The organism is Chryseobacterium sp. FR048 (genome assembly GCF_056844665.1).
Genome location: NZ_JBXDSE010000003.1, coordinates 307,945 through 332,077 on the forward strand (window position 1 = coordinate 307,945; position 24,133 = coordinate 332,077).

The window sequence follows — 24,133 nt, forward strand, 5'->3', positions numbered from 1 at the left end:
TGACGGATGGTTAAAAGTCTCAATACCTTAAGTAATTCAAAAACAAAAAACAAACAAAAAGATATGGCCTTTTTTTCAATCAAAAAGAAAAGCCTGGTCCTCTGTATGCTGGCCTGCGGGTTATCAGCCAATGCACAGATCCAGGATTCTCTCAAAGCCCAACCCCCTCAACAGCAGGAAGACAATGTAAAGTATCCGCAACTGCAGATTAAAGGCCTTTTTCAGGCACGTTACCTGGTAGGGATGTCCAAAGATGTAGATGTCAACGGGCTTCATCATACTGATGGCTCCGGCACAGATAATAATTTCATGCTCAAGTACATGAGGGTTCAGGTACGGGCACAGATCAGTAAACGTACAGAAGTTGTTGTTTTGGCCAACCTTGCCGATTTTAAAAACGACCCGAAAAGCAGAGTTCTTGAAAATGCTTATCTGAAGTATACTTTCAATCCAAAATTAGCCATTACCGTAGGACAGTTCAGACCATGGTTCGGTATTGAAGAGACTTACCCTATTGATATTATTAAATCTTTAGACTGGTCCAATCAGTATACAGAATTCGGGAAACTGGGCTGGACAAGCTTCCAGATCGGAATGTCTGCCACAGGGCAACTTCAGCTTGGCGAAATTCCTTTTCAATATGCAGTTTCGTTAGTGAACGGAAACGGGAAAAATCAGATCAATGATAACGACAACGGAAAACAGTATTCTACCCGCCTTGTTTTCGGATTATCTAAAAAATACAATTTCAATGTCGGTTTAAACGGGGGAATCGGGGAAGTATTCAGCAAAAAAGTATATGCCTTGGGAGTAGACCTCAGCTCACTGATCAAATTTGATCCAAGATGGAGTCTCGATATGCAACTGGAAGCCAAACAGGCGACCAACCATGTACTTTACAACTCTATTGCTCCTGAATTACGACCGGATAATCCTGACCAATACCTGGTACGTGGCGTTTATTTTCTTCCAAACGTAAGATATGAGATCAACCACAAAAACCTCAGCGCCTTCGAACTATCCTGCCGATATGAATATCTCGATACCAATTTCAGAATGGCATCTAACCCAAGACAGACGATCACTCCGATGTTCGGACTGGAGTTTCTGAAAAATTACGGAGCGAGAATTCAGCTGGGTGTACAGTTTGACCGCTACAAACATCAGGTAGAAAACACATCACAATACAACAACAATCTATTCATTGTCCAGGTACAGAGTAGGTTCTAACCTTTAAATAGTTATTATCATGAAAGAAATAAATATTAAAAACGTAGCGATCACCTTTGTTGTTGCGTTGATCATATGGTTCATTCCTGCTCCGGAGGGAGTAGCCGAGAATGCCTGGCATCTGTTTGCCATTTTTGCGGCAACTATTTTAGGAATTATTCTTAAAGCGGCACCCATGGGGACCATGTGTATGATGGCTATTGGTTTTACAGCGCTTACACAGGTAGTTGCTCCCGGTGATGCCGGAAAATCAATAACCAAAGCTCTTTCCGGTTTTGGAGATAAAGTAATCTGGCTGATCGGGATTTCCTTCTTTATTGCCAGAGGATTTATCAAAACAGGATTGGGAAACCGTATTGCTTTTTTATTCATCAGAGTTTTTGGTAAAAGTTCACTAGGACTTGCCTATGGACTGGGACTTGCCGATGTGTGTCTGGCCCCGGCTATTCCGAGTAATACTGCAAGAGGTGGTGGGATTATCTACCCTATCATGAAATCTATGGCCATCAGTTTCGATTCTGTTCCTGAGAAACCTGAAACCCATAGAAAACTAGGTTCATTCCTAACATTGAACAGTTATTATATGAACCTTATCGCTTCTTCCATGTTCCTTACCGGGACTGCGAGTAACCCGATGTGTCAGAAATTCGCTGCCAATCTTGGAATTGATATTACCTGGATGTCATGGGCAGCTGCCGGATTTTTACCTGGTGTTGTAGCTTTCTTTATTGTCCCATTGGTATTGTACAAACTTTATCCGCCTGAACTGAAAAAAACCGGTGATGCTCCGAAAATGGCAGCTCAGAAATTAAAAGAAATGGGACCCATTTCCAGAAACGAATGGCTGATGCTTTTAGCTTTCTTCATTCTTTTATTCCTTTGGATCTTTGGTGGAGCACTTTCTATTGATGCTACAACTACTGCATTTATCGGATTAACATTATTGCTACTCACCTCAGTATTAACCTGGGAAGATGTAAAAGGTGAAAAAGGAGCATGGGATACCATTGTTTGGTTTGCTGTGTTGGTCATGATGGCAAGTTCTTTGAATGAATTAGGTTTCATTGGCTGGTTCAGTAATCTTATCAAAGTACAGATAGGAGGTCTTAGCTGGCAGGTAGCCTTTCCGGTTATCATTGTAGTCTATTTCTTCAGCCACTATATTTTTGCCAGTGCTACGGCTCACGTTGCGGCTATGTATGCAGCTCTTCTGGGTGTTGGGGTTTCTTTAGGAATTCCTCCAATGCTATTGGCAATGATGCTAGGTTTCATGGGTTCCATTTATGGAGTACTTACTCATTACGGGCACGGTCCGGCTCCGGTATTCTTCGGAAGTGGTTATGTAGACCTGAAGGTCTGGTGGCTAAGAGGTCTTGAAATAGGAATTGTTCTGCTGATCATCTACATGGTCGTAGGAGGATTGTGGATGAAAGTTTTAGGATATTATTAATTATTAAATCAAATATATGTTGTCAACATTGTCAAGAAAAATGCTGATGTGTCTCACAGGACTCTTTTTAGGATTCTTCCTGTTGATTCATTTTCTCGGAAATCTTCAGCTTTTTCTTCCCCAGGAGCAGGCTCACCTGCAGTTTAATGCCTACTCGCATTTTTTATCAGGAAATATCATCATCAAAATAGTTTCTTATGTTCTGTACGCAAGTATCATTCTGCATGCTGTAGATGGGCTTATCATTACTTTAAAAAATAAAAAATCAGGTGGCGGCTACCAGTCTGACGGACGTGGAAGAGCCAGCAAATGGGCTTCAAGAAATATGGGAATCCTCGGAACACTGGTTCTGATCTTTCTGGTGATTCATTTTCAAAATTTCTGGTATATCTACAAATTCGGGAATCCACCGTTGGATGAAAACGGAAATAAAGACCTGTACATTCTGGTGGTAACGGTATTCAAAGAATGGTGGTACGTTGTGATCTATGTACTTTCTATGATTGCATTATGCTATCACCTGATCCACGGACTGTACAGTGCAGTAAGAACACTTGGTCTATACCATCCTAAGTTCGTTAAATGGTTTAAAATCATCGGAACTGCCTATTCCATCATTATCAGTTTAGGCTTTGCCCTGATGCCGATTTATGTATTCTTCACCTATCATTAAAACAGAACTATCATGATTTTAGATTCAAAAATACCACAAGGTCCATTGGAACACAAATGGGCTCAATATAAAAAGAAAGCTAAACTCGTCAATCCGGCCAACCGCAAAAAGCTGGATGTGATCGTTGTAGGAACGGGTCTGGCAGGAAGCTCTATTGCGGCCTCTCTAGGAGAAATGGGTTATAATGTAAAGGCGTTTTGCTTCCAGGACAGTCCGAGAAGAGCACACTCCGTTGCAGCACAGGGAGGAGTAAATGCTGCGAAAAATTATAAAAATGATGGTGACAGCGTTTACAGAATGTTTGTAGATACCTTAAAAGGTGGTGACTTCAGAGCTCGTGAAGCCAATGTTTACCGTATGGCAGAATGTTCTCTGAACCTCATCGATCAGGCCGTGGCACAGGGAGTTCCGTTTGGACGTGAATATGGAGGGTATCTTAATAACCGTTCATTCGGAGGTGTTCAGGTGAGCCGGACGTTTTATGCCAGAGGACAGACAGGACAACAGTTGCTTCTTGGTGCTTACCAGGCTTTAATGAGACAGGTCGGAAAGGGTTCTGTACAATTGTTTTCAAAACATGAAATGCTTGATTTGGTCACTGTTGATGGCAAAGCCAGAGGAATTATCGTAAGGAATTTAGACACAGGAGAAATTGAAAGACATGCAGCACATGCTGTCATACTGGCAACAGGTGGCTATGGAAAAATCTATTATCTTTCCACGTTGGCCATGGGATGTAATGGCTCTGCAATCTGGAGAGCCCATAAAAAAGGAGCTTTAATGGCTTCTCCAAGCTGGATTCAGGTACACCCTACTTCTCTCCCACAATCCGGAGATTATCAGTCTAAACTTACTTTGATGTCTGAATCGTTGCGTAATGACGGACGAATCTGGGTTCCTTTACAACAGAATGAAAACCGGGCACCGAATGATATTCCGGAAAATGAAAGAGATTATTATCTGGAAAGAAGATACCCTGCTTTCGGAAACCTCGCACCAAGAGATATTTCTTCCCGCGCCGCAAAGGAAAGAATTGATGCCGGATTCGGAATCGGGCCTTTGAAAAATGCTGTCTATCTTGATTTTTCCAAAGCGATAAAAGAACAGGGAAAAGAAAAGATCAAAGAGAAGTATGGAAACCTATTCGATATGTATCTCAAGATTACCGGCTATGATGCGTATAAAGAACCGATGATGATCTCGCCTTCTGCCCACTTCTCGATGGGTGGACTTTGGGTGGATTATGAACTGATGACTACCGTTCCGGGGCTATTTGCTTTGGGTGAAGCTAATTTTGCAGATCATGGAGCCAACAGATTGGGAGCCAACTCTCTTTTACAAGCTTCTGTAGACGGATATTTCATTGCGCCTTATACCATTGCCAATTATCTCGCAGATGAAATTCATACCGGAAAAATTTCATCGGATACTCCCGAATTTGAACAGGCGGAAAATGCTGTTAAAAAACAGATTCAGGATTTAATGAATATCAAAGGAACCAAAACCGTAGATCATTTTCATAAGACATTGGGAAAACTGCTTTATGACTATTGCGGCCTTGCAAGAAATGAAGAAGGATTAAAGTATGCGATCCAGGAAATCAGGAAGCTGAAAGAGGAGTTCTACAGAGACGTAAGGGTTTCCGGGCAGGGAGATAAAATGAATGCTGAACTGGAAAAAGCAGGCCGTGTTGCCGATTATTTCGAAATCGGGGAACTGATGTGCTATGATGCCTTAACCCGTAACGAATCCTGTGGTGCTCACTTCCGGGAAGAATTCCAGACTCCGGATGGAGAAGCAATGAGAAATGATGCTGAATACCAATTCATCTCCGCATGGGCATGGACCGGTGAAAATGGAGAACCTGAACTGATCAGGGAACCTCTGATCTTTGAAGAAATTCAGCCAACGGTAAGAAGTTACAAATAAAAAACAGAAAAATTATGGATTTACACCTTAAGATATGGAGACAGAAAGATAAAGACAGCGAAGGGAAGCTGGTCAGCTACGACCTGAAAGAACTGAATTCCCATATGTCTTTCTTAGAAATGCTGGATACTTTAAATGAAAAGCTGATCACCGAAGGCGATGAACCTGTAGAATTCGATCACGACTGTCGTGAAGGGATCTGCGGACAATGTGGAATGATGATCAACGGTATTGCACATGGTCCTTTAAAAAATACGACAACCTGCCAGCTTCACTTAAGATCTTTTAAAGATGGAGAAACAATTCTCATAGAACCCTTCCGGGCAGAAGCTTTTCCCGTTAAAAAGGACTTAAAAGTAGACCGTTCCGCCTTTGACAGAATTATCTCTTCAGGAGGTTTTGTTTCGGTCAATACGGGCCAGGCTCCTGATGCTACGGCTATTCCAGTTACCCATCAGACTGCTGAGGAAGCTTTTGATTCTGCAGCCTGCATTGGATGTGGTGCTTGCGTTGCCACCTGTAAAAACGGGAGTGCGGCTTTATTTACCTCTGCAAAAATTGCACACATGGCATTACTTCCGCAAGGTAAGGAAGAAAGAAGCAAACGTGTTCTCGATATGGTTTATCAAATGGACACCGAATTGTTCGGCCACTGCTCCAATACGGAAGCCTGCGAGGTAGAATGTCCGCAAGGAATTTCTGTCCTGAATATTGCAAGAATGAATTTTGAATATAATAGAGCGTTGTTTTTTAGGAAGAAATAATTGCTGAGGAAGCAGAGAGAGCTAAGAAGGCTGAGGAAGCCTAGAAAGCAAAGAATGATCGTGTATAAAAAGAGCGGGCTTGTCTACTTACAAGTCCGCTCTTTTTTAAGAAGATAATATAAATAAAAACTTCACATTTTTTAGATCATCAATACAAAATTTGAGCTTTCCACTTTCCCTGCTACCTTCAAACATTCGCTTCTTTAGCCTAATTTACTACTCAGCCCTCTTCGCTTTCTTTGCCTTCTTTGCTCTCTCTGCTTCCTTAGCCTTTTTACCTTTCCGCAATTTTGCCCTTTTACCCTTTCGCCTTTCCCCTCTCTACTCCCCCATCATCGCCACCACCCTGGCCGGGGCTGCAGAACCACCAACGATCTTTAACGGAAATACACAGACTTTAAAACCTGAAGGTGGCAATGCCTGGAGATTGGTAAGCTGCTCGATATGTAAATATTCTTTTTCTATTTCTACGCGGTGACCTTCCCAGAAATATTCGGGATCATTCAGTTCTTTGGCTTTTTTCGCCATATATTTTAAAGGAAGATCCCAGCCCCATTGGTCTATTCCCATTACTTTTACGCCCTGATCAATCAGCCATTCGGTTGCTTCTTTGCTCATTCCGGTTCCTTTTTCTACAAAGTCTGCAGTTCCCATCAGTTTATCACGATCAGTTCTGATTAAAACAATATTTCCTTCCCGGATTGTAATTCCGTTTTTATCGAGATCTTTTTTCAGATCATCTACAGTAATTGCTACAAAATCCTCTTTATGGCTGCAGTCTATCACAATACCGTCTCCATAGCACCATTCCAGCGGGATCTGATCAATCGTTTTGGCAGGTTTCCCTTCTACAACGGGGCCATAATGCCATGGTGCATCAATGTGTGTGGTTGCGTGAAGTCCCATGTTTTTTATGGTATCATCTGCCCATCCGGTCCAGTTTTTAGGAAAAAGTCTGAACGGAAGGTTCAATGCCAGACGAATCAGCCAATGGGATTTTTTATGGGATTTATGTTTGATCTTCACCCTCATGAACCACGGATCTCCTGCATTGTATTGAATGGGTTTGGACAGGTCAATAATTGTTGTTTTCATAATATCAGAATTGGACTACGGAAGTAAAGATAGTGAAAAGACCGAGGAGAGATGGACAAAACGGTTCATTCGTTGATCTATAGTTCTGTCTTTTTTATTTTAAAATGCTTTCAGAATGATAATATTCTTCGGGTCGTTGTCATCATACATGATTTCTATACTCCCTTGCTTAGGTACTGAAGATAGGTTTAAAAGACTTACAATTTTCTTATAGACTGCAATATGCTCGTTTCCTTTGAAGTCTTTGAAACTGATCTGAAACATGATTTCCGGCTGATCATTAACGATGACTCCAGTCTCCCTTACACTGAGAATATTAGCCTCAGCTCTTCTTCCGGCAAACAGAATGCGATCTTCCTTTTTGTTTTTAAAAAACTTTCCTACGATCAGGTGAAATACCAGCATATAAATCAGCATCATCACTCCGCTGAAAATAATCGGATGCATAAATGTCATAAACCTCCAGCCAAAATCAAAGGATTCCCGCCTATAAAAATAAACATACAGCCCAATGATATAAACAATCAGTAAGACCATAAATATAATTCTTAAAACCATTCCTGAAGCATTGAATCCTACTTTCTGATCGCTCAGAATAAAGTAAGGTTCCTGTGATGCTTTAGGGTTCAACAGGACTTTTACATTGTTTCCAACATCAAACCTCTTTTCCAGTGGTTTGGAGTCATGGAACATCATTTCATGCTCAATCAGAGTATTCTTAAGATTAGGAAACGAAAGAACAATCTGAATGATGTTCATATTGGTTTTCGGAATGTATTTCAGAAACTGGTAGCGAATGATCTTTGCTTCCCTTGGAATGCCGTTTCTGAGTATAGCGTGAATAGTCCTTTTTTCTTTAAAAGTCTTGATAAAAAGCCTGTCCGCAAAGAAAGCTATGATGTACAGCCATATCAACAATGAAAAACCGAGATACCCATAGCTTACGGCTAATGAATTTCTCGGTTCTGTGGCTGTTTCCTCACTTATCAAATAAATAAAAATCGGAAAAGGTATGCAGAAAAAAAAGATGAAGATTCCCCAGAAAATGATCATAAATTTCATAGCTTCTATTTTGTAATCTGCAATAAAGTTATGACATTATGAGGTAATCCGGATGTTATTTTTTATACCTCTTTATCAAAATATAATCTGTAATATTTTCCTTTATCATCCTCTCCCATTTCCAGTTTCTGTCTGTCTCCGTGGATGTAGATATGGAAGTTTTTATCGAGTTTGATGATGCTTTTAAAGTGTCTCTGGGTCTTTTTTACTGCCGCTTCATTGATCGGGAATTCTTCTGCAATATTCACCTGCATGTCCTGTTCGTAATCGGTTTTAAAGTTCACAAAACTTTCGATTACATGCTCGTCTCCCAATACTTCATTCGCAAATTCATCCAGTTTGAATTCTTCTTTTTCCTTGAAGAAGTTGATCGATTTATTAAGGAAATCCGCCTGGTCAGCTTTGGATACCTCAAATTCCTGTGGAAGCTGCTTCGTGATATAGTCTTTGTATACCATCAAAGCTTCCTGAGTGTGAAAATATTCGTCATCACGCTGCTTTACTTTTAAGAAATCTTCAAACCAGTAATACATGTCTCCGTTCTTGTTATTATCCACTACGGAAAGTACGTATCCTGTTTCTTTATTATTATTGTAGATCAAAGCAGCCTTATCAATTTTAGATAATCCGATCCCCTGATCTTTTTCAATATCAAATGTCTCTTCCGTAGGGTTTATTTTCAGGAAAGATTCTCTTTTTTCAGTTTTAAAGATCCCGATCTTGTCTACTCTATCAGGGCGGTCACTTTCATCTTCGAAAAGGACTATAAACAATTCCCCACTCTGAACTCTAGGGTTTTCAGCCGCTTCGAAAAGATGCTTGGCGATATTTTCAGATTCCCAGATGAATTTGGATTTATCATCAAAAATTTCAGATACCGCACTGTAAACCGGATTGTTCACCAGATAGGTATCACTGTAAAAATGAAAGGTTTCTTCTGATTTGAATGATCCTAAGAAGTAATCCTCAAGCAATTCTGCCATTCCTTCTTCCAGCTTCAGTTCCTCCTGGGAAAGCGTTAAGGAATCTCCGTTGATTTTATTTCCGACTCTGTGTACTATTATTTTTGAAAACATCTTTCTGAATATTTGGACTGCAAAGATATTCATTCTTATTCTTTCTGCGAAACTTAAAAAATGTCATGAAGTGAGATAGATTTTATAAAGGCAAAGTTTTTACCACCCCGTCAAAAATTCAAAGAATTTTTGCCACTCCTCCAAGGGAAGCGAATTCTTCGTTCTTTTGTGATAGAGTGATGGTAAGAATTTTTGCCTTTCATTTCCAAAGTGATAAAAACCTTATCATTTTGACATGCTTTTTTGTTTTAAAAACCAGGCACAAAAACAACAACAATCTATATTTCAACATATTAAACAAATTCCATATTCAACGGAACATCATTGGCATCATCATTTGAAAACATAGAAATATGGACTTAAAAACATTAAACAGAATTGATAAGTTGCGACGACTAAAAAGCAGAGGCCCTAAAACGCCTACCTGGCTGAAACCTTATCACATGCTTTTCATCGCCTTTTTAACCGTTTTCATCTTTGGAGCCATTATAAAACTCCTTGAGCACAATCCCAATTAAACCGAAATAATATGAACTATTTGCAAGCCGTACAGGAAATCACAGAAGTGGTTCCCGATTTTGGAAATGAAGTAAAAGAAATCAAAATTCAAAACTCATACAGCATTATCCGGACATTCACAGAACGCATCAAAAATATGATCAGACAGAATGACAGAAATCTGTTGTTCAGAAGTTTACAGAAGATGGACAAAATTTACAATGACGGAGATTCTGTCTTAAAAAATGCAATTGAGACTACTTTTATCTATTCTCTGGACAATTTTACAGCTTTTTGCAGCACGGATGACAGAAAAATGATCTTCAGTCACATTTCACCAGACCTTCAGAAGGTGTATTCAAGACAAATTTACAGCCATGGCTTATAAAGCTTTTGTTACATTTTTTATGTGTTTCATTACAAAGTGTTTAAATTAAACAAAAATTAAAATAACTCACAATCAATAGATTATGAAAAATAAAATCAGAAAAATTTCAGACTGGAAAACCTGGAAAACCACGACTAACAGACACAATACAGAGATATTACTCACTCACATCGCTGTGATCGTAGGGGTATTTATTTTTGCGGCCTGTCTTTAAATTTTGGTATACATTTCGCTGCGATACTAAGTGTTTGAAAAATTCTTAATTATGAAGAAAGTCCAAATGCAAACTATTAATCAAAAAATAGCTGTTGAATATTTGAAATTTTTCTATCCGCCACTTCGCCATGAGATCACACAGTTGTCTGTACAGGACAATTTCGCCGGGATCATGCAGGCTACGGTCAATTATCTGAAGAATCTGCTTCAGGAATCGAAGATCAGTATTATTGCCCATCACATCAAACTGATGGATCTGATCTATAAAAAAGGGAATTCCTATGTAAGAACCATGATTGAAAACATTTTTGTAAGATCTTTCGAAAGCTTTAAAAAGCATGCGAAGATTCAACATTGGAAACTCCTTTACCAATATATGCCTGTAAGCTTCCAGATCATTTATAATGAGCAGCAGAAGCAGGATCAGATGTATTTTGGAAAATAGTTTATCGTATAAACTTTCCAAAAAGCAAAAAAGGCTCACTCACAATGTCAGCCTTGGAAAAATCATTGAATATTGTAAGGCTGAAAAAGCCGGAAAACTATTAAAAAGTAAAAGGGCAAATTGGCAAATAAGCTAATTTGCCTTTTTTTGGCTTCCTCACGTTGTAACAAGCAGGTTTTCTGAAATTAGAAGTAAAAGCTATGAGGATGATTTTTCAACGCAAAGTTTATATTAAAACAGTGTCTTATTTTAGTGAGCTAAGAAGGGCGACTTTGTCGCTATGAAGCTTTATGATTATATGCTATGGTTTAGAAAGAACTCATTGATTCCTTCTTTTGTTTTTATAAAAATCAGAATAATCAAACTGGTATTCAATTATTTTTCCAAAATTTTAAGATCATAGTCTTTGCTATATTTATAAAAAAATCTCAAAAATGAATTCACTTTTGAGATTTTGTATTGGATCGTTATAAAAAATTACTTTTTCATAAATACTTTCTGAATGGTTTCGCTTTCTTCTTTACTCAGTTTTGAAGATTTGCCCAATTTGGCGATAAAAGCGGTGACTTCTTCCTGGGTAGCCGGTGAACCAAGGTTTTGTCCCTGATCATCAAAAGAATCAGCAATGACCTCTCCTTTTGGATTTAAAACCAACCAGAAAGGAAGTCCGGCGTTCTCTCCTTTATATTTATTCATCAACTCCTGTCCCCCAGGGTTTTCAAGGCTTTTCTTTTCTCCTCTCTCCTGAACGTCGATATACGCTGTGACGAATCTTTTATTAAAAATAGGTTTGGTTTCAGGGAGATCCATATTTTTCTCCATCATTTTACACCATTTGCACCATGATGCATGAAATACGAGCAAAACATTTTTCTTCCCTGTTTTAGCTTCTGTAAAGGCTTTATTTAATACAACATCTGCTTTTTCCTGTGCTATGCTTAGCTGAAACAGCAACAGGGCAACAACGACAATAATTTTAGAATATTTCATTTAAATTTTACTTTAATTTTATACGAATGTAGGTATTTTACCCTAAAATCATTCATTAATTTTAATTACTTTTAAATATTGAATATCCTCAACTTTTCATAATCAAAAGAAATGATTGAAATAACACAATATTCTGATCTGCCCCTTCATTCTGCTCCCAGACGGATTATCAGATACACTTTATTCTGGTGCAGCAGCGGAAGTGCTGAAATTCTGATCGATGAAAATATTTTCAGCCTGAAAGCCGGACAGACTGTGACGATTACTTCAGGACAGTTTCATCAGTTAAGATCTGTTGAAGGAAAACTTACCGCTCTTGATTTTACGCTCGATTTTTTCTGTAAAAGTGACAGTGATATTGAGCTGATCTTCCATAACGGATTATTTTGCCATTTCGGAATGAACGAAATGATTACGGTTCAGCATCCTGATTTTTTTACACAGACCCTGAACCGGATTGAAAAGGAAATTCAGGAAAAACCTTACCAATATCTGATCTCTACTCATTCTCTTGTTGAGCTTCTGTTAGTAGAAATCAACCGCAGCAAAATTGCAAACGGTGATGAAATCTGGAAACCTGATGCTTTATTTTTAAGATTCCTTGAAAGTGTGCGGGATCATTTTGACAAAACCTATCAGGTCTCCCAGTTTGCGGATCTTCTTGGGACTACTGAAGCTAAACTGAATGAAGTTTCGAAACTGCATACGAATAAAACAGCTCAGAATGTGATCTACAGCCTTACCGTTTCGGAAGCAAAAAGGCTCTTGCTTTATGAGAAACTGACGGTAAAAGAAATTGCCTACCGACTGGGCTTCAATGATCCTTTTTATTTTTCCAATTTCTTTAAAAAACATACGGCTCAGTCTCCGAAAGATTACCAGAAAACGGTGAAAATCTGATTATAAATTAGTCCCGAATAACTTACTTCCACCAAAAGCAAACAGATCTCCGATTTTAATTTTATTAGCTAATCAGAATTTAAACTTTCCACAGAGTCAATATTACATGCTTTTCCTGAAATTGTCTATTCTTTAAGAGCCTGCTTTCGCTGAACTTTGTCCTGTCAATCAATCTAAAAAATGATCGGTATGAAAGTTCAACAGGATATAGCTGTTTTTGTATTAAGAATAGCATTAGCAGCCGGATTTTTATCTGCAGTAGCCAGCAGGCTGAATCTTTGGGGCACCCATTCTTCCGGCTGGAAAAACTTTGTGCGGTATACGTCAGAAACCAATTCGTTCTTACCCCATTCATGGGCTTCTTCTATTGCGGTGGCATCAACCTTTGCCGAATGTTCTGCCGGAATTTTACTTCTTATAGGATACCAGGTGAGAAGAACGGCATGGTGTTCCTCGGTACTCACGTTTTTATTTGCCATTGCCATGAGTATTTCTTTTGGAATTAAAGAACCGTTGGATTATTCGGTTTTCGTATTCAGCGCGGGAGCATTTTTATTGAGTACTTTTTCTGATTACCGATGGACTTTAGAACAACTTTTACATACAAACAATTAAAATATTTATCATGAACACCAACATCCACGATTATATCGTAAAAACAGAGCAAAAAGAATGGCAGCCTTTAATTGAGAAAGGAATTCACTATGAAGGTATTTTTGTAAAATCATTAAAATTTGATCCTGAACAAAAGCGTTCCACCACAATTCTTTTAAAATTTGAACCTGGTGCAAGTTATCCTTATCATAATCATCCTGCAGGTGAAGAACTGTTTATCATGGAAGGAAAGGCGACTATTGCAGGAGCCCATTTGGAGAAAGGAGATTATTTGTACACTCCACCAGGCTTTAAACATGCTGTAAAGTCTGAGAGCGGCTGTCTGATTCTATTCGTTATCCCGGAAGAGGTGGAGATTCTTTAGAAATAACTTAGTCAATATTTTTAAGCCGCAGTCTGATCGATTCTTACTGCGGTTTTATTCCAAAAGCTGATCATTTAGCCTGGCTTGGGTATCCCGGTAATTCCGGCGGGCGCATTTTGTGAGTATCGGTGTTCAGGCTTTTTAGGAAAGCTACAATATCAAAAACTTCGTCATCAGTCAGGTTAAGCTTAGTAATCATTCCTGATTTATGGGGGAATTTAGGATCATTGAGCTGATCTCCTTTTGGGGTTTCATTCATCATTCCGGCATTGTACATCATGACAACATTGGTCAGTTCAGGAAAAAGCCCATTGTGCATATAAGGTTTATTCTGAGCAACCTCCCGCAGTGTTGGCGTTTTGAATTTCCCTACATCTTCATTTTTATGGGTTACCAGGTATCTGCCCAAGTCTTCATATTTTGTTCCATAGTAAGTGATTCCCAGATTATGAAATTTCTGATCAGAAAAATAGGCTGTATTATGACAATTGATACAATTCGCTCTGGTTCGGAACAGGTGAAGTCCGTTGACTTCAGCATCTGATAATGCATTTTTATTTCCTGAAATAAATTGGTCAAATTTCGATGGTGGACTTATCAGGGAACGTTCGAATACTGCAATGGCTTTCGAAATCTGATCTTCTGTGACCTCTCCGTTTCCGAAAGCTTTCACAAAAAATGGTTTATATTCTTTGATTGCTCTAATGTTCTTTGCTGCGAGTGACATATGAAGGTTCATTTCCACCGGATTTTCTATTGGAATTTTTACCTGCTCTTCCAGTGTTGCTGCACGGCCATCCCAAAAGAAAGTCTTAGCATATCCAATATTCAGTAAGGTAGGTGCATTTCTGGTTCCTGCCTGCCCATCATGTCCTAAAGAAACACTCTTTCCGTCAGACCATCCGGCTTCAGCATTGTGGCAGCTGGCACATGAAATCTGGCCGCTTTTGGAAAGTCTGGGATCAAAAAACAGCATTTTTCCCAGCTCCATTTTATCTTCGGAATAGGGATTATCTTCAGGGAACTTCATTTCAGGCAAAACTCCAATATCCTGAAAACCTTCTTTTGCTTCATCGAATAAATGAGGTGCCGGCCACTTTGATTGGTCTCCACTGCTATATAAGGTGCGCAATTCTTCTACAGTATATCCTCTAGGATCATTAGAAGTATAGCTCAGTAAACATATTATCCCGGCCATTGCCAGTATAGCAATATATCTGTCTTTCATTTATTTTTTAGGTCATAAGTATTTGAAAGATAAAAGTGATTGAAATGTAAAACCGACTTTTATCAGGGCTGTCACTAAGGTACTGTTTCAATACCTGAAAGTTTCAGACCCTCTTTTTCTTCTTTCAGCCAGAAGATAAACTGCACTCCTTCATGTCCATCCCCAAGCTCATTAGGCCTCTCAATGGTGTAGAGTACAATATAATCCCTGCCCCCTGCTTTATCAACGGAAAATTTTATTTCGTTCCGTTTCAGTCTTTCCAAGAGATCTTTATTAAAAACAGGGATTAAATATCTGGCATAAAAAGTCTTTTGATCAACAATCGGTGGTTTTTCCGGTGCGGCATCAAAACACACATAGCAGTATAATTTTGGAGTGGTCAGCTTTTTCAAAGCTTCAACATCTCTTTTCTCAATGAGTGTGATCAGGTTCCGGGTAAATTCTTCGGACTGCATTTTTATTTCCTCTTTCGATTCAGGTGTTTTTTGTCCATACAGAGCAAAGTGAATACATAACGTAAATAATAGCGACAGGTGTTTCATTTAATAGGATGGTTTTTAGTATTGAAAAGAAAACATTACATTAAATTTTCTTATTGATAATCAATAAGAAAGATACAAAATTCCTTTTTATTATTTATTTTAATTTTTAGACGGTCACCTTTTCCGGAAGGTAGTTTTATCGTACTGATCTTATCAATGAGCCTACCTGGCTAAAATAAATTTTTCTCTCCTCTAAGCGGCTGATTTGAAATGTACAGATTCTTTTCTCATCGGCTAATAAGCTTTGTTTCCTTTGATGGTTAAAGCATGTTTAGTCTTTATCGAAGGGCAACATCTTCCATCCTCTTCAGTATATTCCAGTTTTTCAACAATGATTTTTCCATTTTTGATGGTATCAAAAGCAAACAGATAATCCGGTTCATAGCCTGCAATCACCTTTACTTTATGTCCGTCATTTTTGTACAGCGACAACCCCTGCCCTATGATTGCATTTCCTCCTTCGGGTGCAATATCCCAATATATCGCCACATCTTCTATTCCATCTCCTGTAAAGTCTCCTACATGAGGGTCCTGAAGGTCAATCACTCCATCGTAGGTCTTGAGGATTTTAGGTAAGTAATCATCAAATTGTTTCATGGCCAATTTTACGGCTTCTTCCTTTGAAATCCTGTCTTTGGAGGATGCTGATTCCTGAGATCCGGATTTATTTTCTTTAGATAAAGACGTCTCATTTTTCTGTTCATCTTTTGCATGTGCTTTATCTTCTGACTTGTTACACCCTGTCAACACTCCTGCCAAGCATAGTATACCGATGATCTTTTTCATATATTTTGTAATGATTATGGGGTTCCCGTGATAAAATTGAGGCATAAATATACAGCAAAATGATACAATCCTGCTATTGGATTCAGAATTTAGAGCAGAATTTCATTTCGGACTTTATTGGAAACGGAAGACAGTTTTCATGGGCGTTAAAGAAAATTTAAATCTGAACGAATTATTACCCACTCTAAGGTAGGTTGGAAAATAGTTTCGGCGGTAAACTTCGTTTACCGCCGAAACTATTTTATATCATTCAATATCATCCCAAGGCTGACAAAGTCTAGAGCTTATACCCCAAACTGTCGCAGGTGATGATCCATATGTTTGTATGCGGCTATTCCCCATTCTTGGGTTGAAATATTTCCAAAAGCAGGATGTGAAAGGGTTAAAATGCGGGGATTAGAAGGAAATTGATCAATCAAACGAATGAATTCTTTTCTATATTTTTCAAAATCTGAGTCCTCTGTTTTGCCCTTTGTTTCGTGTCTCGGTTCTCCCTGAATATTCTTTTTAAAATCGGAAGCAATGTAAAGAGCCAGGATCCTCAATGCATATTGCTTTATGCTTGTTTTTTCCTGCCCTCTGCTTTCTTCCAAAATTTGTCTGTTGCATGAATTGCAGTGAAGAAGCATTTCGCTGGCCGTCATCGTTCCCCATTGAGGCTGATGGATCTCTGATAAATTCTGAACTCTTGCAATAATGAAATCTGCAGTTTCCCGGTTTAAAAGATTTTTTTTCATGATGATATGGTTACAATACTAAAAATCAATCTGCACTCCCTTCGTCTGCAAAGATATTATGGGATGTTTATTTTTCTGTTATTTCTTTTTTAATTACGTATTAATTTTCAAGAGATTGAGTCTCTTAAAGAGAATATTGTCATTGGAAAAAGTGGCTACAGGTAATGTAAAACATAAATAAATTAGAAAATAGACTACAACTTTTTCTACATTTTGCTAGGCCAAGTTTCAATTCATTTTTGTCTATCGGTTCCATAAAACAGCTAGTTTTGGATAAAAAGATAACTCATGAAAAGCAATCTATTATTGGGAATGTGTATGCTTCCAGTTTTCTTAGTTGCACAGACCGGTATCAATACAAATAATCCGGCTTCCACACTAGACATTATGGCTAAAGCCCCAACAGGAACCACTGATAATGTTGACGGATTATTAATCCCCAGAGTCGATAGGCAAAGAGCTCAGAGTATGACCTCTATTCCCATATCTACAATGATTTATATTAATAATATTACTACAGGAACTCTGACAGGAAGCACTATAAATGTAGACGATGTAGGCTATTATTATTTTAACGGTACTGCCTGGATAAAATTTAACACCTATATTTCCAACAACAGCTTCATTCCCAAAGTGGTTGCCTCTGCTTCATTTGGATCAGCTCCGGCAGTATTGGTTAATGATGCTACACCAGCATTTGTTGCCCCGACCAACGTAGCTAATTTCAACGATGGAAATTATAATCTTACTACTGATAAATACAGTGTAGCGAGTACGGGAACCTATCAACTGTCTATTACCACCGGCTACCAACTCGTTAATAACAGTTCTAATAATGGTTTAACACTATTTGCAACGAGGGAAGATTCTTCAGGTACTGTGGTAGAGAGTATCATCCTTAATAACATTGCTAAATATTCATATAACGGTTCTGTTTCTCAGATGGTCTACCTTGCCGGTAATGCAATTCTTCGGGCTAATGCAGGAGATAAAATGTATTTTTTATTACAGGTATGTAATGGGTGTGCCGGCAGAACTGATTTTTATAAAGTAGAAGCAGTATACCAACAGGTTTCCAATTAAGTTTACAATTTTTGCAGAAAAAGTATACGTTCCTAAAAACAAATCCGGCGGTAAACTTTGTTTACCGCCGGATTTGTTTATAAACGAAATGTTAGTTTTATAGTATGGTAATTTCTTTATTTTGAGTTACCATTCAATAGTTTTGAATTTGTTGATTTATTGATGAATATCAAATAATCGAAAGAGTTCACAACATTAGTTTTTATAAATTCTTTTTTATTTGTCCCTGATCCTGTTTTGCGAAATAAAATATCTTTCAATATCCAATTCCCAAGTTTGTTGCCATCCTTTCTGATTGCTTTTAGATCTAAAATAAAAATTGGAATTTTGAGTGAGTTAAGTTTATATTCTAATGTTCCTGGGCCTGCTTTTTCTGAATTATAGGTACCGAGTTTTCCATCAATACTTGCAGAATAAGTACCCTCGTAAAAGGCAAATCCAAAATTTACATAGTCTTTATTATCCATTTCATTGATCCAATATCCCATTCTATCAGAATTTAATTTTGCAATGTGATAATTATGAGCCGAGACAATTACTTTAGAATTCAAATAGTTTTCTTTTAACCATTTAACATTCTCTGCCATGAATTTGTCTCTCCTAATAAAACTGAGTTGGATATATTGTCTGATAATATCTACATTTCGTAGGAAGCGCGATTTTTCTTCCGGATTTTTTATGGAGTCACATTTTTGTTTTATTAAAAACAGATACTCAGATACAATTTTCTGACCTTTTTGAGAATAGGTTCTAAATCCTCTGTTATTTTCTTTTAAAGCGCTTTCCAGATCATTAATATCTTGCTCTGGCCAGTTATTTTCTTGATATTTTTTTCTTATTTGCTCTATTGCGCCTTTTGCATATTGCATATCGAAACCTTCAAAAAAAACTTTTGATTGATGCTCTTCATTGTATTTTTTTAACCATTCAACAAACATTAAAGTTTCTTCGGTTTGCCACAGCCAAAAATACATTCCCTTCAGAATGTCTTTAGGAGCTCCTTTTCCTTCCTGAATATATTGATTCATTAAAAAGCTTTCCGGCATATTGGCTTCTAAAGAAAAGACATTGAATTGTTTGTTAGCTATCAAATACTCACTTATTCTATATTTCATTTGATACACTTCACTAGAACCGTGAGTAGCCTCCCCTAATCCTACTATTGAAGAATTTCCGATGAGTTTGTTTAAGATTTGTAAATCACTATTATCTTTTTCTTCAGGATTGAGAGTTTTTATTGGATATATAAATTTTGAAATATATTCTTTCTCTTCAGAATTTAAGTCATGTTTTGATTGCGCATTGATCGTTATAAAAAATACAATCAAAATAAAAGATAATTTTAATTTCATCTGCAGCTTATAATTAAATATTTGATTTGTTGTTTATAGTACAAATGTAGATAACTTTTTTGATCATATCAATCCGCATACTCTCTTAGCTTGCTCATTATGCCGATGCAAACAGCAAATTAAAAACAGCAAAAACTAGAATCTGCGAATATCAAAAAACAAAAACCGCCCTAGATAGCTATCTAAGGCGGTTTTCTATATTGTATTAATGATTATTAATCAATAATTATTTTACTTCTTCGAAGTCTGCATCCTGTACATCTTCAGCTCCAGCGTTTCCACCAGGATTCTGAGCACCTGCACTTGCATCAGCACCTGGCTGTTGACCTGCTGCATACAATTCTTCAGAAGCTGCCATCCATGCTGCATCTAAAGCTTCAGTTTTAGCTTTTACATCATCAGCATTTTTAGCTTCGAAAGCAGTTTTTAATTCTGCGTGAGCTGCTTCAATCGCTGCTTTTTTGTCAGCAGAAAGTTTCTCACCGAATTCTTTCAATTGCTTTTCAGTCTGGAAGATCAATCCGTCAGCTTTGTTGAAGATTTCAACTTCTTCTTTTCTCTTAGCATCAGCTGCAGAGTTTTCCTGAGCTTCTTTCTTCATTCTTTCGATTTCTTCGTCAGAAAGACCTGAAGAAGCCTGGATTTTGATAGACTGCTCTTTACCAGTTCCTTTATCTTTAGCAGATACACTTAAGATACCGTTTGCGTCGATGTCGAAAGTTACTTCGATCTGAGGAACTCCTCTTGGCGCTGGTGGAATATCTGTAAGGTCGAATCTACCGATTTCTTTGTTATCGTTGAACATAGATCTTTCACCTTGTCCTACTCTGATGCTTACCGCTGGCTGGTTGTCAGAAGCTGTAGAGAATACTTCAGATTTTTTAGTTGGGATCGTAGTGTTCGCTTCAATCAATTTAGTGAATACAGAACCCATCGTTTCGATACCTAAAGAAAGTGGGGTAACGTCAAGAAGTAATACGTCTTTTACGTCTCCTGTTAATACACCTCCCTGGATTGCTGCACCAATAGCTACAACCTCATCCGGGTTTACTCCTTTAGATGGTTTTTTACCGAAGAATTTTTCTACTTCTTCCTGGATGATCGGGATTCTTGTAGAACCACCTACCAAGATTACTTCGTCAATATCAGAAGTTGATAAACCAGCATCTTTTAATGCTTTAGCAACCGGCTCCATAGATCTTCTTACAAGATCAGCAGATAATTGCTCGAATTTAGCTTTAGTTAAAGTCTTCACTAAGTGCTTAGGACCTGTAGCTGTAGCTGTGATATAAGGTAAGTTGATCTCAGTCTGTGGAGAAGAAGATAACTCGATTTTTGCTTTTTCAGCAGCTTCTTTCAATCTCTGAAGAGCGATAGCATCTGATTTTAAATCTACACCTTCTTCAGCTTTGAATTCGTCAGCCATCCAGTTGATGATCACATCATCGAAGTCATCACCTCCTAAGTGAGTATCACCGTTTGTAGATAATACTTCGAATACACCATCTCCTAAATCAAGGATAGAAATATCGAAAGTACCACCACCAAGGTCATATACTGCAATTTTCTGATCTTTATGGTTCTTATCAAGACCGTAAGCTAACGCTGCAGCTGTAGGCTCGTTGATAATTCTTTCTACTTTAAGACCAGCAATTTCACCAGCTTCTTTAGTAGCTTGTCTTTGTGCATCGTTGAAGTATGCAGGAACAGTGATTACCGCTCTTGTTACTTCCTGTCCAAGATAATCTTCAGCAGTTTTCTTCATTTTCTGAAGAGTCATTGCAGAAATTTCCTGTGGCGTATATTCTCTATCGTCGATTTTTACTTTTACTGTATCGTTTGGTCCAGCAACTACTTTATAAGGTACTCTTGTGATTTCAGAAGCATCATCTTTAAAGTGAGTTCCGATAAATCTTTTGATAGAGTAAACCGTTTTTGTTGGATTCGTTACAGCCTGTCTTTTTGCAGGATCACCTACTTTTCTCTCTCCGTCTTCTGTAAATGCTACAATAGAAGGAGTCGTTCTTTTACCTTCTGCGTTAGGAATTACAACAGGGTCTTTACCCTCCATCACAGCAACACAAGAGTTGGTTGTTCCTAAGTCAATTCCAATTATTTTACTCATAATATTTTATATTTTTTCTAATTTTTAATTTAATTTACACTCTCAATTTCTCAATATCTGTACCATTCAACAAATTATGACAAAATGACACAATAAAAATAAAAACCTCGATTTACTCGGAGTTTTGCAGTATTAATATGGAAATTTTTTCATACCTGCTTTATCAGAATATACCGTATGATCATACTTTTGACGGGTATCGGAAAAATTATATCTATCTCCCAATCTGCTTTGTCGTGCTTCCAGTATGATTACAGACTCCTGCGTGACCACACCACTTTTACAGATCATCATCAATGATGTATTACGTAAAGTATTCTCCATGCTGTGAAAGGATTTTGGCTGTATCAAACATGCAAAAAACCACTGATTATCAACGCAATTAATATACTTAAATTGATTTAATTCACTATCTTTTAAAAATTAATTAAAGTTTAATCTAAGAAATAGAGCCGGAAACAGTACGAATTATTATTTTTGATAAAATATACACATTTAGAATGTCATTACACTTTAATCCACGAGATATTACATGGCTTGCCTTTAATGAAAGAGTTTTACAGGAGGCTATGGACGAAAAAGTTCCTTTACATTTAAGAATACGTTTCCTCGGAATTTTCTCCAACAATCTGGATGAATTTTTCAGAGTACGTGTTGCCGGATTAAAACGTGCCATGGACTTTAAAGAAAAAGTCATTGCGGAATCTTTTTACCAACCACCTTCCAAGATTCTTCAGCGAATCAATGAAGTTGTGATGAGACAGCAGCTGAACTTTGATAAAACCTGGAAAAAAATACAGGCGGAAATGGCTGACCACAAGGTTTTCATCAAAAATTCAAAAAACCTGACCGCAAAACAGAAAGAATTTGTAAGACAATATTTTGACGAGGTTGTGGAATCTAACGTGATCCCGATCCTTCTTCATGAAAATACTCCGATGCCTTACCTGAGAGATAAAAGTCTCTATCTGGGAGTGGCTATGAGAAAGAAAGACTGGCAGTATTCCAGCAATTATGCCATTATTGAAATTCCATCCCGATTTGTAGGAAGATTTGTATTGCTGCCTACAGAAGATCCGGAAGAAAAAAATGTAATGCTGCTGGAAGATGTGATTACCTTCAACCTTCCGCATATTTTCTCTTACTTCGGGTATGACGAATTTGCGGCCAATGCTTTTAAAGTAACCAAAGATGCCGAACTGGATCTGGATAATGACATCAGAACCAACTTCGCAGAAAAGATAGAAAAAGGGCTTAAAAACAGAAGAAAAGGAAAGCCCACCCGTTTCGTATTTGATAAAGATATGGATAAGGCTCTTCTGGAACTTCTTATCAGAAAGCTGAATTTAACCAAAAAAGACAGCATCATCCCGGGAGGAAAAATTCATAATTTCAAGCACTTTATGGACTTTCCTGATGTTTTTGAAACGTATGACAGACCTGTAGAAAGAACCTCATTTACCCATCAGGCTTTTGAACATGGAGAAAGAGTTACCGATGTGATTATGAAGGAAGACGTACTCCTTACCTTCCCTTATCATAAGTACAATCCGGTGATTGACCTTCTGCGTGAAGCAGCTATGGATCCGGATGTAAAGTCGATACAAATCACTGCTTACCGTATGGCAAGCAACTCAAAGATCATCAATGCACTGATCTATGCAGCCAGAAACGGAAAAGAAGTCACCGTCATGCTGGAACTTCAGGCAAGATTTGATGAAGAATCTAACCTGGAATGGAAAAATATGCTTGAACCGGAAGGAATCACGGTACTTGTAGGCCTTCCCAACAAAAAAGTACACGCCAAGCTTTGTGTAATCAAAAAAAGAGCCCATAACAAGACAATTCAGTATGGTTTTGTGAGTACCGGGAATTTTAATGAAAAGACGGCAAGAATTTATGGAGATCATTTGCTTCTGACTTCTGACCGTGGCATTATGGCAGATATTAATAAAGTATTCAATGTCCTGAAGAAGCCGAAGGATGATTATCTTCCGGTTTTGAAAACCTGTAAAAATTTATTAGTTTGTCCTCAGTTTATGCGTGAAAAAATCGTTCACCATATCGATAAAGAAATCGAAGAAGCTAAGGCTGGAAGAAAAGCTGAAATCATCGTTAAAGTGAATTCATTAAGTGACAGATTATTAATTGAAAAATTATATAGTGCTGCTACAGCAGGCGTAACCATCAGACTGATTGTAAGAGGAATCTATTGTGCTGTCAATCAAAAAGAATTCAAAGAGAAAATTAAGGCCATCAGTATTGTAGACGAATATCTGGAACATGCCAGAGTCATGTATTTTTACAATAAAGGAGCAGAAGACCTATATATTTCTTCCGCCGACTGGATGACGAGAAACCTTGATTACAGAATAGAAGCCGCAGCTAAAATTACCGATAAGAACCTTAAAAAAGAACTGAAAGACATTCTTGACATTCAGCTCAGAGATAATGTAAAAGCAAGGATATTAGACAAAAGACTGAGCAATGAATATATAAAGAATGACAAAAAAGAATGCCGCTCACAGATAGAAACCTATAAATATTTAAAAGCTAAAACCAATAAAAAATGATGTTTTTTTAAA

The 24,133-nt window shown here is 37.8% G+C and carries 25 protein-coding genes; 14 read left to right on the forward strand and 11 right to left on the reverse strand.

Annotation, left to right across the window (positions count from 1 at the left end; translation table 11 throughout):
• The first annotated feature begins 63 nt into the window (after positions 1-63).
• The 5 genes from AC106K_RS10730 to AC106K_RS10750 are packed head-to-tail and all read left to right on the forward strand — an operon-like array spanning position 64 to position 6,046.
• Positions 64-1,230: a porin gene (locus AC106K_RS10730; protein ID WP_482445214.1), complete on the forward strand. Its 1,167-nt coding sequence runs from the start codon at positions 64-66 to the stop codon at positions 1,228-1,230.
• Positions 1,231-1,249: 19 nt separating this feature from the next.
• Positions 1,250-2,680 (forward strand): anion permease, encoded by a 1,431-nt coding sequence (locus AC106K_RS10735; RefSeq protein WP_047097305.1) that lies wholly within the window; start codon positions 1,250-1,252, stop codon positions 2,678-2,680.
• Between the two features lie 16 nt (positions 2,681-2,696).
• Positions 2,697-3,353: a succinate dehydrogenase cytochrome b subunit gene (locus tag AC106K_RS10740; RefSeq protein WP_482445216.1), complete on the forward strand. Its 657-nt coding sequence runs from the start codon at positions 2,697-2,699 to the stop codon at positions 3,351-3,353.
• A 12-nt stretch (positions 3,354-3,365) separates the two neighbouring features.
• On the forward strand, positions 3,366-5,282 hold the full coding sequence (locus AC106K_RS10745) for a fumarate reductase/succinate dehydrogenase flavoprotein subunit (RefSeq protein WP_482445218.1): 1,917 nt from the start codon (positions 3,366-3,368) through the stop codon (positions 5,280-5,282).
• A gap of 14 nt (positions 5,283-5,296) precedes the next feature.
• The gene (locus AC106K_RS10750; protein ID WP_482445219.1) at positions 5,297-6,046 is read left to right on the forward strand and encodes a succinate dehydrogenase/fumarate reductase iron-sulfur subunit; all 750 of its coding nucleotides are present in this window, start codon (positions 5,297-5,299) and stop codon (positions 6,044-6,046) included.
• 321 nt (positions 6,047-6,367) lie between these two features.
• Here the strand turns inward: AC106K_RS10750 and AC106K_RS10755 are convergent, their stop codons facing one another.
• The 3 genes from AC106K_RS10755 to AC106K_RS10765 form a co-directional block, all read right to left on the reverse strand.
• Positions 6,368-7,141, reverse strand: a complete 774-nt coding sequence (locus AC106K_RS10755) for a cyclase family protein (protein ID WP_482445221.1) — start codon at positions 7,139-7,141, stop codon at positions 6,368-6,370.
• A gap of 99 nt (positions 7,142-7,240) precedes the next feature.
• Positions 7,241-8,203, reverse strand: coding sequence for a hypothetical protein (locus AC106K_RS10760; RefSeq protein ID WP_482445222.1), 963 nt, complete (start codon positions 8,201-8,203; stop codon positions 7,241-7,243).
• Positions 8,204-8,265: 62 nt separating this feature from the next.
• A complete protein-coding gene (locus AC106K_RS10765) occupies positions 8,266-9,279 on the reverse strand; it encodes a nucleoid-associated protein (protein WP_482445224.1) in 1,014 nt (337 codons plus the stop codon).
• Between the two features lie 353 nt (positions 9,280-9,632).
• Between AC106K_RS10765 and AC106K_RS10770 the strand changes: the two genes are divergently transcribed.
• The 4 genes from AC106K_RS10770 (at position 9,633) to AC106K_RS10785 (ending at position 10,826) form a co-directional block, all read left to right on the forward strand.
• Positions 9,633-9,797: a hypothetical protein gene (locus AC106K_RS10770; RefSeq protein WP_482445226.1), complete on the forward strand. Its 165-nt coding sequence runs from the start codon at positions 9,633-9,635 to the stop codon at positions 9,795-9,797.
• Positions 9,798-9,808: 11 nt separating this feature from the next.
• The gene (locus AC106K_RS10775; RefSeq protein WP_482445228.1) at positions 9,809-10,165 is read left to right on the forward strand and encodes a DUF7674 family protein; all 357 of its coding nucleotides are present in this window, start codon (positions 9,809-9,811) and stop codon (positions 10,163-10,165) included.
• A gap of 82 nt (positions 10,166-10,247) precedes the next feature.
• Complete coding sequence (locus AC106K_RS10780; RefSeq protein ID WP_260446644.1) at positions 10,248-10,379, forward strand: hypothetical protein; 132 nt, start codon at positions 10,248-10,250, stop codon at positions 10,377-10,379.
• A 51-nt stretch (positions 10,380-10,430) separates the two neighbouring features.
• Positions 10,431-10,826, forward strand: a complete 396-nt coding sequence (locus AC106K_RS10785) for a DUF7674 family protein (RefSeq protein ID WP_482445230.1) — start codon at positions 10,431-10,433, stop codon at positions 10,824-10,826.
• A 477-nt stretch (positions 10,827-11,303) separates the two neighbouring features.
• On the opposite strand, the gene AC106K_RS10790 is transcribed toward AC106K_RS10785, so the two are convergent.
• Complete coding sequence (locus AC106K_RS10790) at positions 11,304-11,816, reverse strand: thioredoxin family protein (protein ID WP_047097297.1); 513 nt, start codon at positions 11,814-11,816, stop codon at positions 11,304-11,306.
• 111 nt (positions 11,817-11,927) lie between these two features.
• Between AC106K_RS10790 and AC106K_RS10795 the strand changes: the two genes are divergently transcribed.
• The 3 genes from AC106K_RS10795 (at position 11,928) to AC106K_RS10805 (ending at position 13,695) form a co-directional block, all read left to right on the forward strand.
• Positions 11,928-12,716, forward strand: a complete 789-nt coding sequence (locus tag AC106K_RS10795; protein WP_482445232.1) for a helix-turn-helix domain-containing protein — start codon at positions 11,928-11,930, stop codon at positions 12,714-12,716.
• Positions 12,717-12,905: 189 nt separating this feature from the next.
• Entirely contained in the window at positions 12,906-13,331 is a 426-nt protein-coding gene (locus tag AC106K_RS10800; protein WP_482445233.1) for a MauE/DoxX family redox-associated membrane protein, read from the forward strand.
• Between the two features lie 10 nt (positions 13,332-13,341).
• The gene (locus AC106K_RS10805; RefSeq protein WP_482445235.1) at positions 13,342-13,695 is read left to right on the forward strand and encodes a dimethylsulfonioproprionate lyase family protein; all 354 of its coding nucleotides are present in this window, start codon (positions 13,342-13,344) and stop codon (positions 13,693-13,695) included.
• Between the two features lie 70 nt (positions 13,696-13,765).
• Here the strand turns inward: AC106K_RS10805 and AC106K_RS10810 are convergent, their stop codons facing one another.
• From AC106K_RS10810 to AC106K_RS10825, 4 genes are all read right to left on the reverse strand, one after another.
• Complete coding sequence (locus AC106K_RS10810; RefSeq protein ID WP_482445237.1) at positions 13,766-14,923, reverse strand: cytochrome-c peroxidase; 1,158 nt, start codon at positions 14,921-14,923, stop codon at positions 13,766-13,768.
• A gap of 74 nt (positions 14,924-14,997) precedes the next feature.
• Positions 14,998-15,465: a hypothetical protein gene (locus AC106K_RS10815; RefSeq protein ID WP_482445239.1), complete on the reverse strand. Its 468-nt coding sequence runs from the start codon at positions 15,463-15,465 to the stop codon at positions 14,998-15,000.
• A 234-nt stretch (positions 15,466-15,699) separates the two neighbouring features.
• Positions 15,700-16,251, reverse strand: a complete 552-nt coding sequence (locus tag AC106K_RS10820) for a hypothetical protein (RefSeq protein ID WP_482445241.1) — start codon at positions 16,249-16,251, stop codon at positions 15,700-15,702.
• Positions 16,252-16,535: 284 nt separating this feature from the next.
• Positions 16,536-16,988 carry a DUF1569 domain-containing protein gene (locus AC106K_RS10825; protein WP_482445243.1) on the reverse strand — a complete coding sequence of 151 codons (453 nt, stop codon included), beginning with the start codon at positions 16,986-16,988 and terminating at the stop codon, positions 16,536-16,538.
• A gap of 288 nt (positions 16,989-17,276) precedes the next feature.
• Between AC106K_RS10825 and AC106K_RS10830 the strand changes: the two genes are divergently transcribed.
• Positions 17,277-18,071 carry a hypothetical protein gene (locus AC106K_RS10830; protein ID WP_482445245.1) on the forward strand — a complete coding sequence of 265 codons (795 nt, stop codon included), beginning with the start codon at positions 17,277-17,279 and terminating at the stop codon, positions 18,069-18,071.
• 116 nt (positions 18,072-18,187) lie between these two features.
• On the opposite strand, the gene AC106K_RS10835 is transcribed toward AC106K_RS10830, so the two are convergent.
• The 3 genes from AC106K_RS10835 to AC106K_RS10845 all read right to left on the reverse strand — a co-directional run bounded on the left by AC106K_RS10835 (position 18,188) and on the right by AC106K_RS10845 (position 21,872).
• Entirely contained in the window at positions 18,188-19,423 is a 1,236-nt protein-coding gene (locus AC106K_RS10835; RefSeq protein WP_482445247.1) for an erythromycin esterase family protein, read from the reverse strand.
• Positions 19,424-19,649: 226 nt separating this feature from the next.
• Positions 19,650-21,548 (reverse strand): molecular chaperone DnaK, encoded by a 1,899-nt coding sequence (gene dnaK, locus AC106K_RS10840; protein ID WP_482445248.1) that lies wholly within the window; start codon positions 21,546-21,548, stop codon positions 19,650-19,652.
• 132 nt (positions 21,549-21,680) lie between these two features.
• Entirely contained in the window at positions 21,681-21,872 is a 192-nt protein-coding gene (locus AC106K_RS10845; protein ID WP_482445250.1) for a hypothetical protein, read from the reverse strand.
• Between the two features lie 176 nt (positions 21,873-22,048).
• Between AC106K_RS10845 and ppk1 the strand changes: the two genes are divergently transcribed.
• Positions 22,049-24,121: a polyphosphate kinase 1 gene (gene ppk1 / locus AC106K_RS10850; protein WP_482445252.1), complete on the forward strand. Its 2,073-nt coding sequence runs from the start codon at positions 22,049-22,051 to the stop codon at positions 24,119-24,121.
• Positions 24,122-24,133 lie beyond the last annotated feature (12 nt).

What these genes read in the sequence shown, in the direction of transcription:
- AC106K_RS10730 (WP_482445214.1), top strand. Translation starts at nt 64, where the DNA reads ATGGCCTTTTTTTCAATCAAAAAGAAAAGCCTGGTCCTCTGTATGCTG.
- AC106K_RS10735 (WP_047097305.1), top strand. Translation starts at nt 1,250, where the DNA reads ATGAAAGAAATAAATATTAAAAACGTAGCGATCACCTTTGTTGTTGCG.
- AC106K_RS10740 (WP_482445216.1), top strand. Translation starts at nt 2,697, where the DNA reads ATGTTGTCAACATTGTCAAGAAAAATGCTGATGTGTCTCACAGGACTC.
- AC106K_RS10745 (WP_482445218.1), top strand. Translation starts at nt 3,366, where the DNA reads ATGATTTTAGATTCAAAAATACCACAAGGTCCATTGGAACACAAATGG.
- AC106K_RS10750 (WP_482445219.1), top strand. Translation starts at nt 5,297, where the DNA reads ATGGATTTACACCTTAAGATATGGAGACAGAAAGATAAAGACAGCGAA.
- AC106K_RS10755 (WP_482445221.1), bottom strand. Translation starts at nt 7,141, where the DNA reads ATGAAAACAACAATTATTGACCTGTCCAAACCCATTCAATACAATGCA.
- AC106K_RS10760 (WP_482445222.1), bottom strand. Translation starts at nt 8,203, where the DNA reads ATGAAATTTATGATCATTTTCTGGGGAATCTTCATCTTTTTTTTCTGC.
- AC106K_RS10765 (WP_482445224.1), bottom strand. Translation starts at nt 9,279, where the DNA reads ATGTTTTCAAAAATAATAGTACACAGAGTCGGAAATAAAATCAACGGA.
- AC106K_RS10770 (WP_482445226.1), top strand. Translation starts at nt 9,633, where the DNA reads ATGGACTTAAAAACATTAAACAGAATTGATAAGTTGCGACGACTAAAA.
- AC106K_RS10775 (WP_482445228.1), top strand. Translation starts at nt 9,809, where the DNA reads ATGAACTATTTGCAAGCCGTACAGGAAATCACAGAAGTGGTTCCCGAT.
- AC106K_RS10780 (WP_260446644.1), top strand. Translation starts at nt 10,248, where the DNA reads ATGAAAAATAAAATCAGAAAAATTTCAGACTGGAAAACCTGGAAAACC.
- AC106K_RS10785 (WP_482445230.1), top strand. Translation starts at nt 10,431, where the DNA reads ATGAAGAAAGTCCAAATGCAAACTATTAATCAAAAAATAGCTGTTGAA.
- AC106K_RS10790 (WP_047097297.1), bottom strand. Translation starts at nt 11,816, where the DNA reads ATGAAATATTCTAAAATTATTGTCGTTGTTGCCCTGTTGCTGTTTCAG.
- AC106K_RS10795 (WP_482445232.1), top strand. Translation starts at nt 11,928, where the DNA reads ATGATTGAAATAACACAATATTCTGATCTGCCCCTTCATTCTGCTCCC.
- AC106K_RS10800 (WP_482445233.1), top strand. Translation starts at nt 12,906, where the DNA reads ATGAAAGTTCAACAGGATATAGCTGTTTTTGTATTAAGAATAGCATTA.
- AC106K_RS10805 (WP_482445235.1), top strand. Translation starts at nt 13,342, where the DNA reads ATGAACACCAACATCCACGATTATATCGTAAAAACAGAGCAAAAAGAA.
- AC106K_RS10810 (WP_482445237.1), bottom strand. Translation starts at nt 14,923, where the DNA reads ATGAAAGACAGATATATTGCTATACTGGCAATGGCCGGGATAATATGT.
- AC106K_RS10815 (WP_482445239.1), bottom strand. Translation starts at nt 15,465, where the DNA reads ATGAAACACCTGTCGCTATTATTTACGTTATGTATTCACTTTGCTCTG.
- AC106K_RS10820 (WP_482445241.1), bottom strand. Translation starts at nt 16,251, where the DNA reads ATGAAAAAGATCATCGGTATACTATGCTTGGCAGGAGTGTTGACAGGG.
- AC106K_RS10825 (WP_482445243.1), bottom strand. Translation starts at nt 16,988, where the DNA reads ATGAAAAAAAATCTTTTAAACCGGGAAACTGCAGATTTCATTATTGCA.
- AC106K_RS10830 (WP_482445245.1), top strand. Translation starts at nt 17,277, where the DNA reads ATGAAAAGCAATCTATTATTGGGAATGTGTATGCTTCCAGTTTTCTTA.
- AC106K_RS10835 (WP_482445247.1), bottom strand. Translation starts at nt 19,423, where the DNA reads ATGAAATTAAAATTATCTTTTATTTTGATTGTATTTTTTATAACGATC.
- dnaK (WP_482445248.1), bottom strand. Translation starts at nt 21,548, where the DNA reads ATGAGTAAAATAATTGGAATTGACTTAGGAACAACCAACTCTTGTGTT.
- AC106K_RS10845 (WP_482445250.1), bottom strand. Translation starts at nt 21,872, where the DNA reads ATGGAGAATACTTTACGTAATACATCATTGATGATGATCTGTAAAAGT.
- ppk1 (WP_482445252.1), top strand. Translation starts at nt 22,049, where the DNA reads ATGTCATTACACTTTAATCCACGAGATATTACATGGCTTGCCTTTAAT.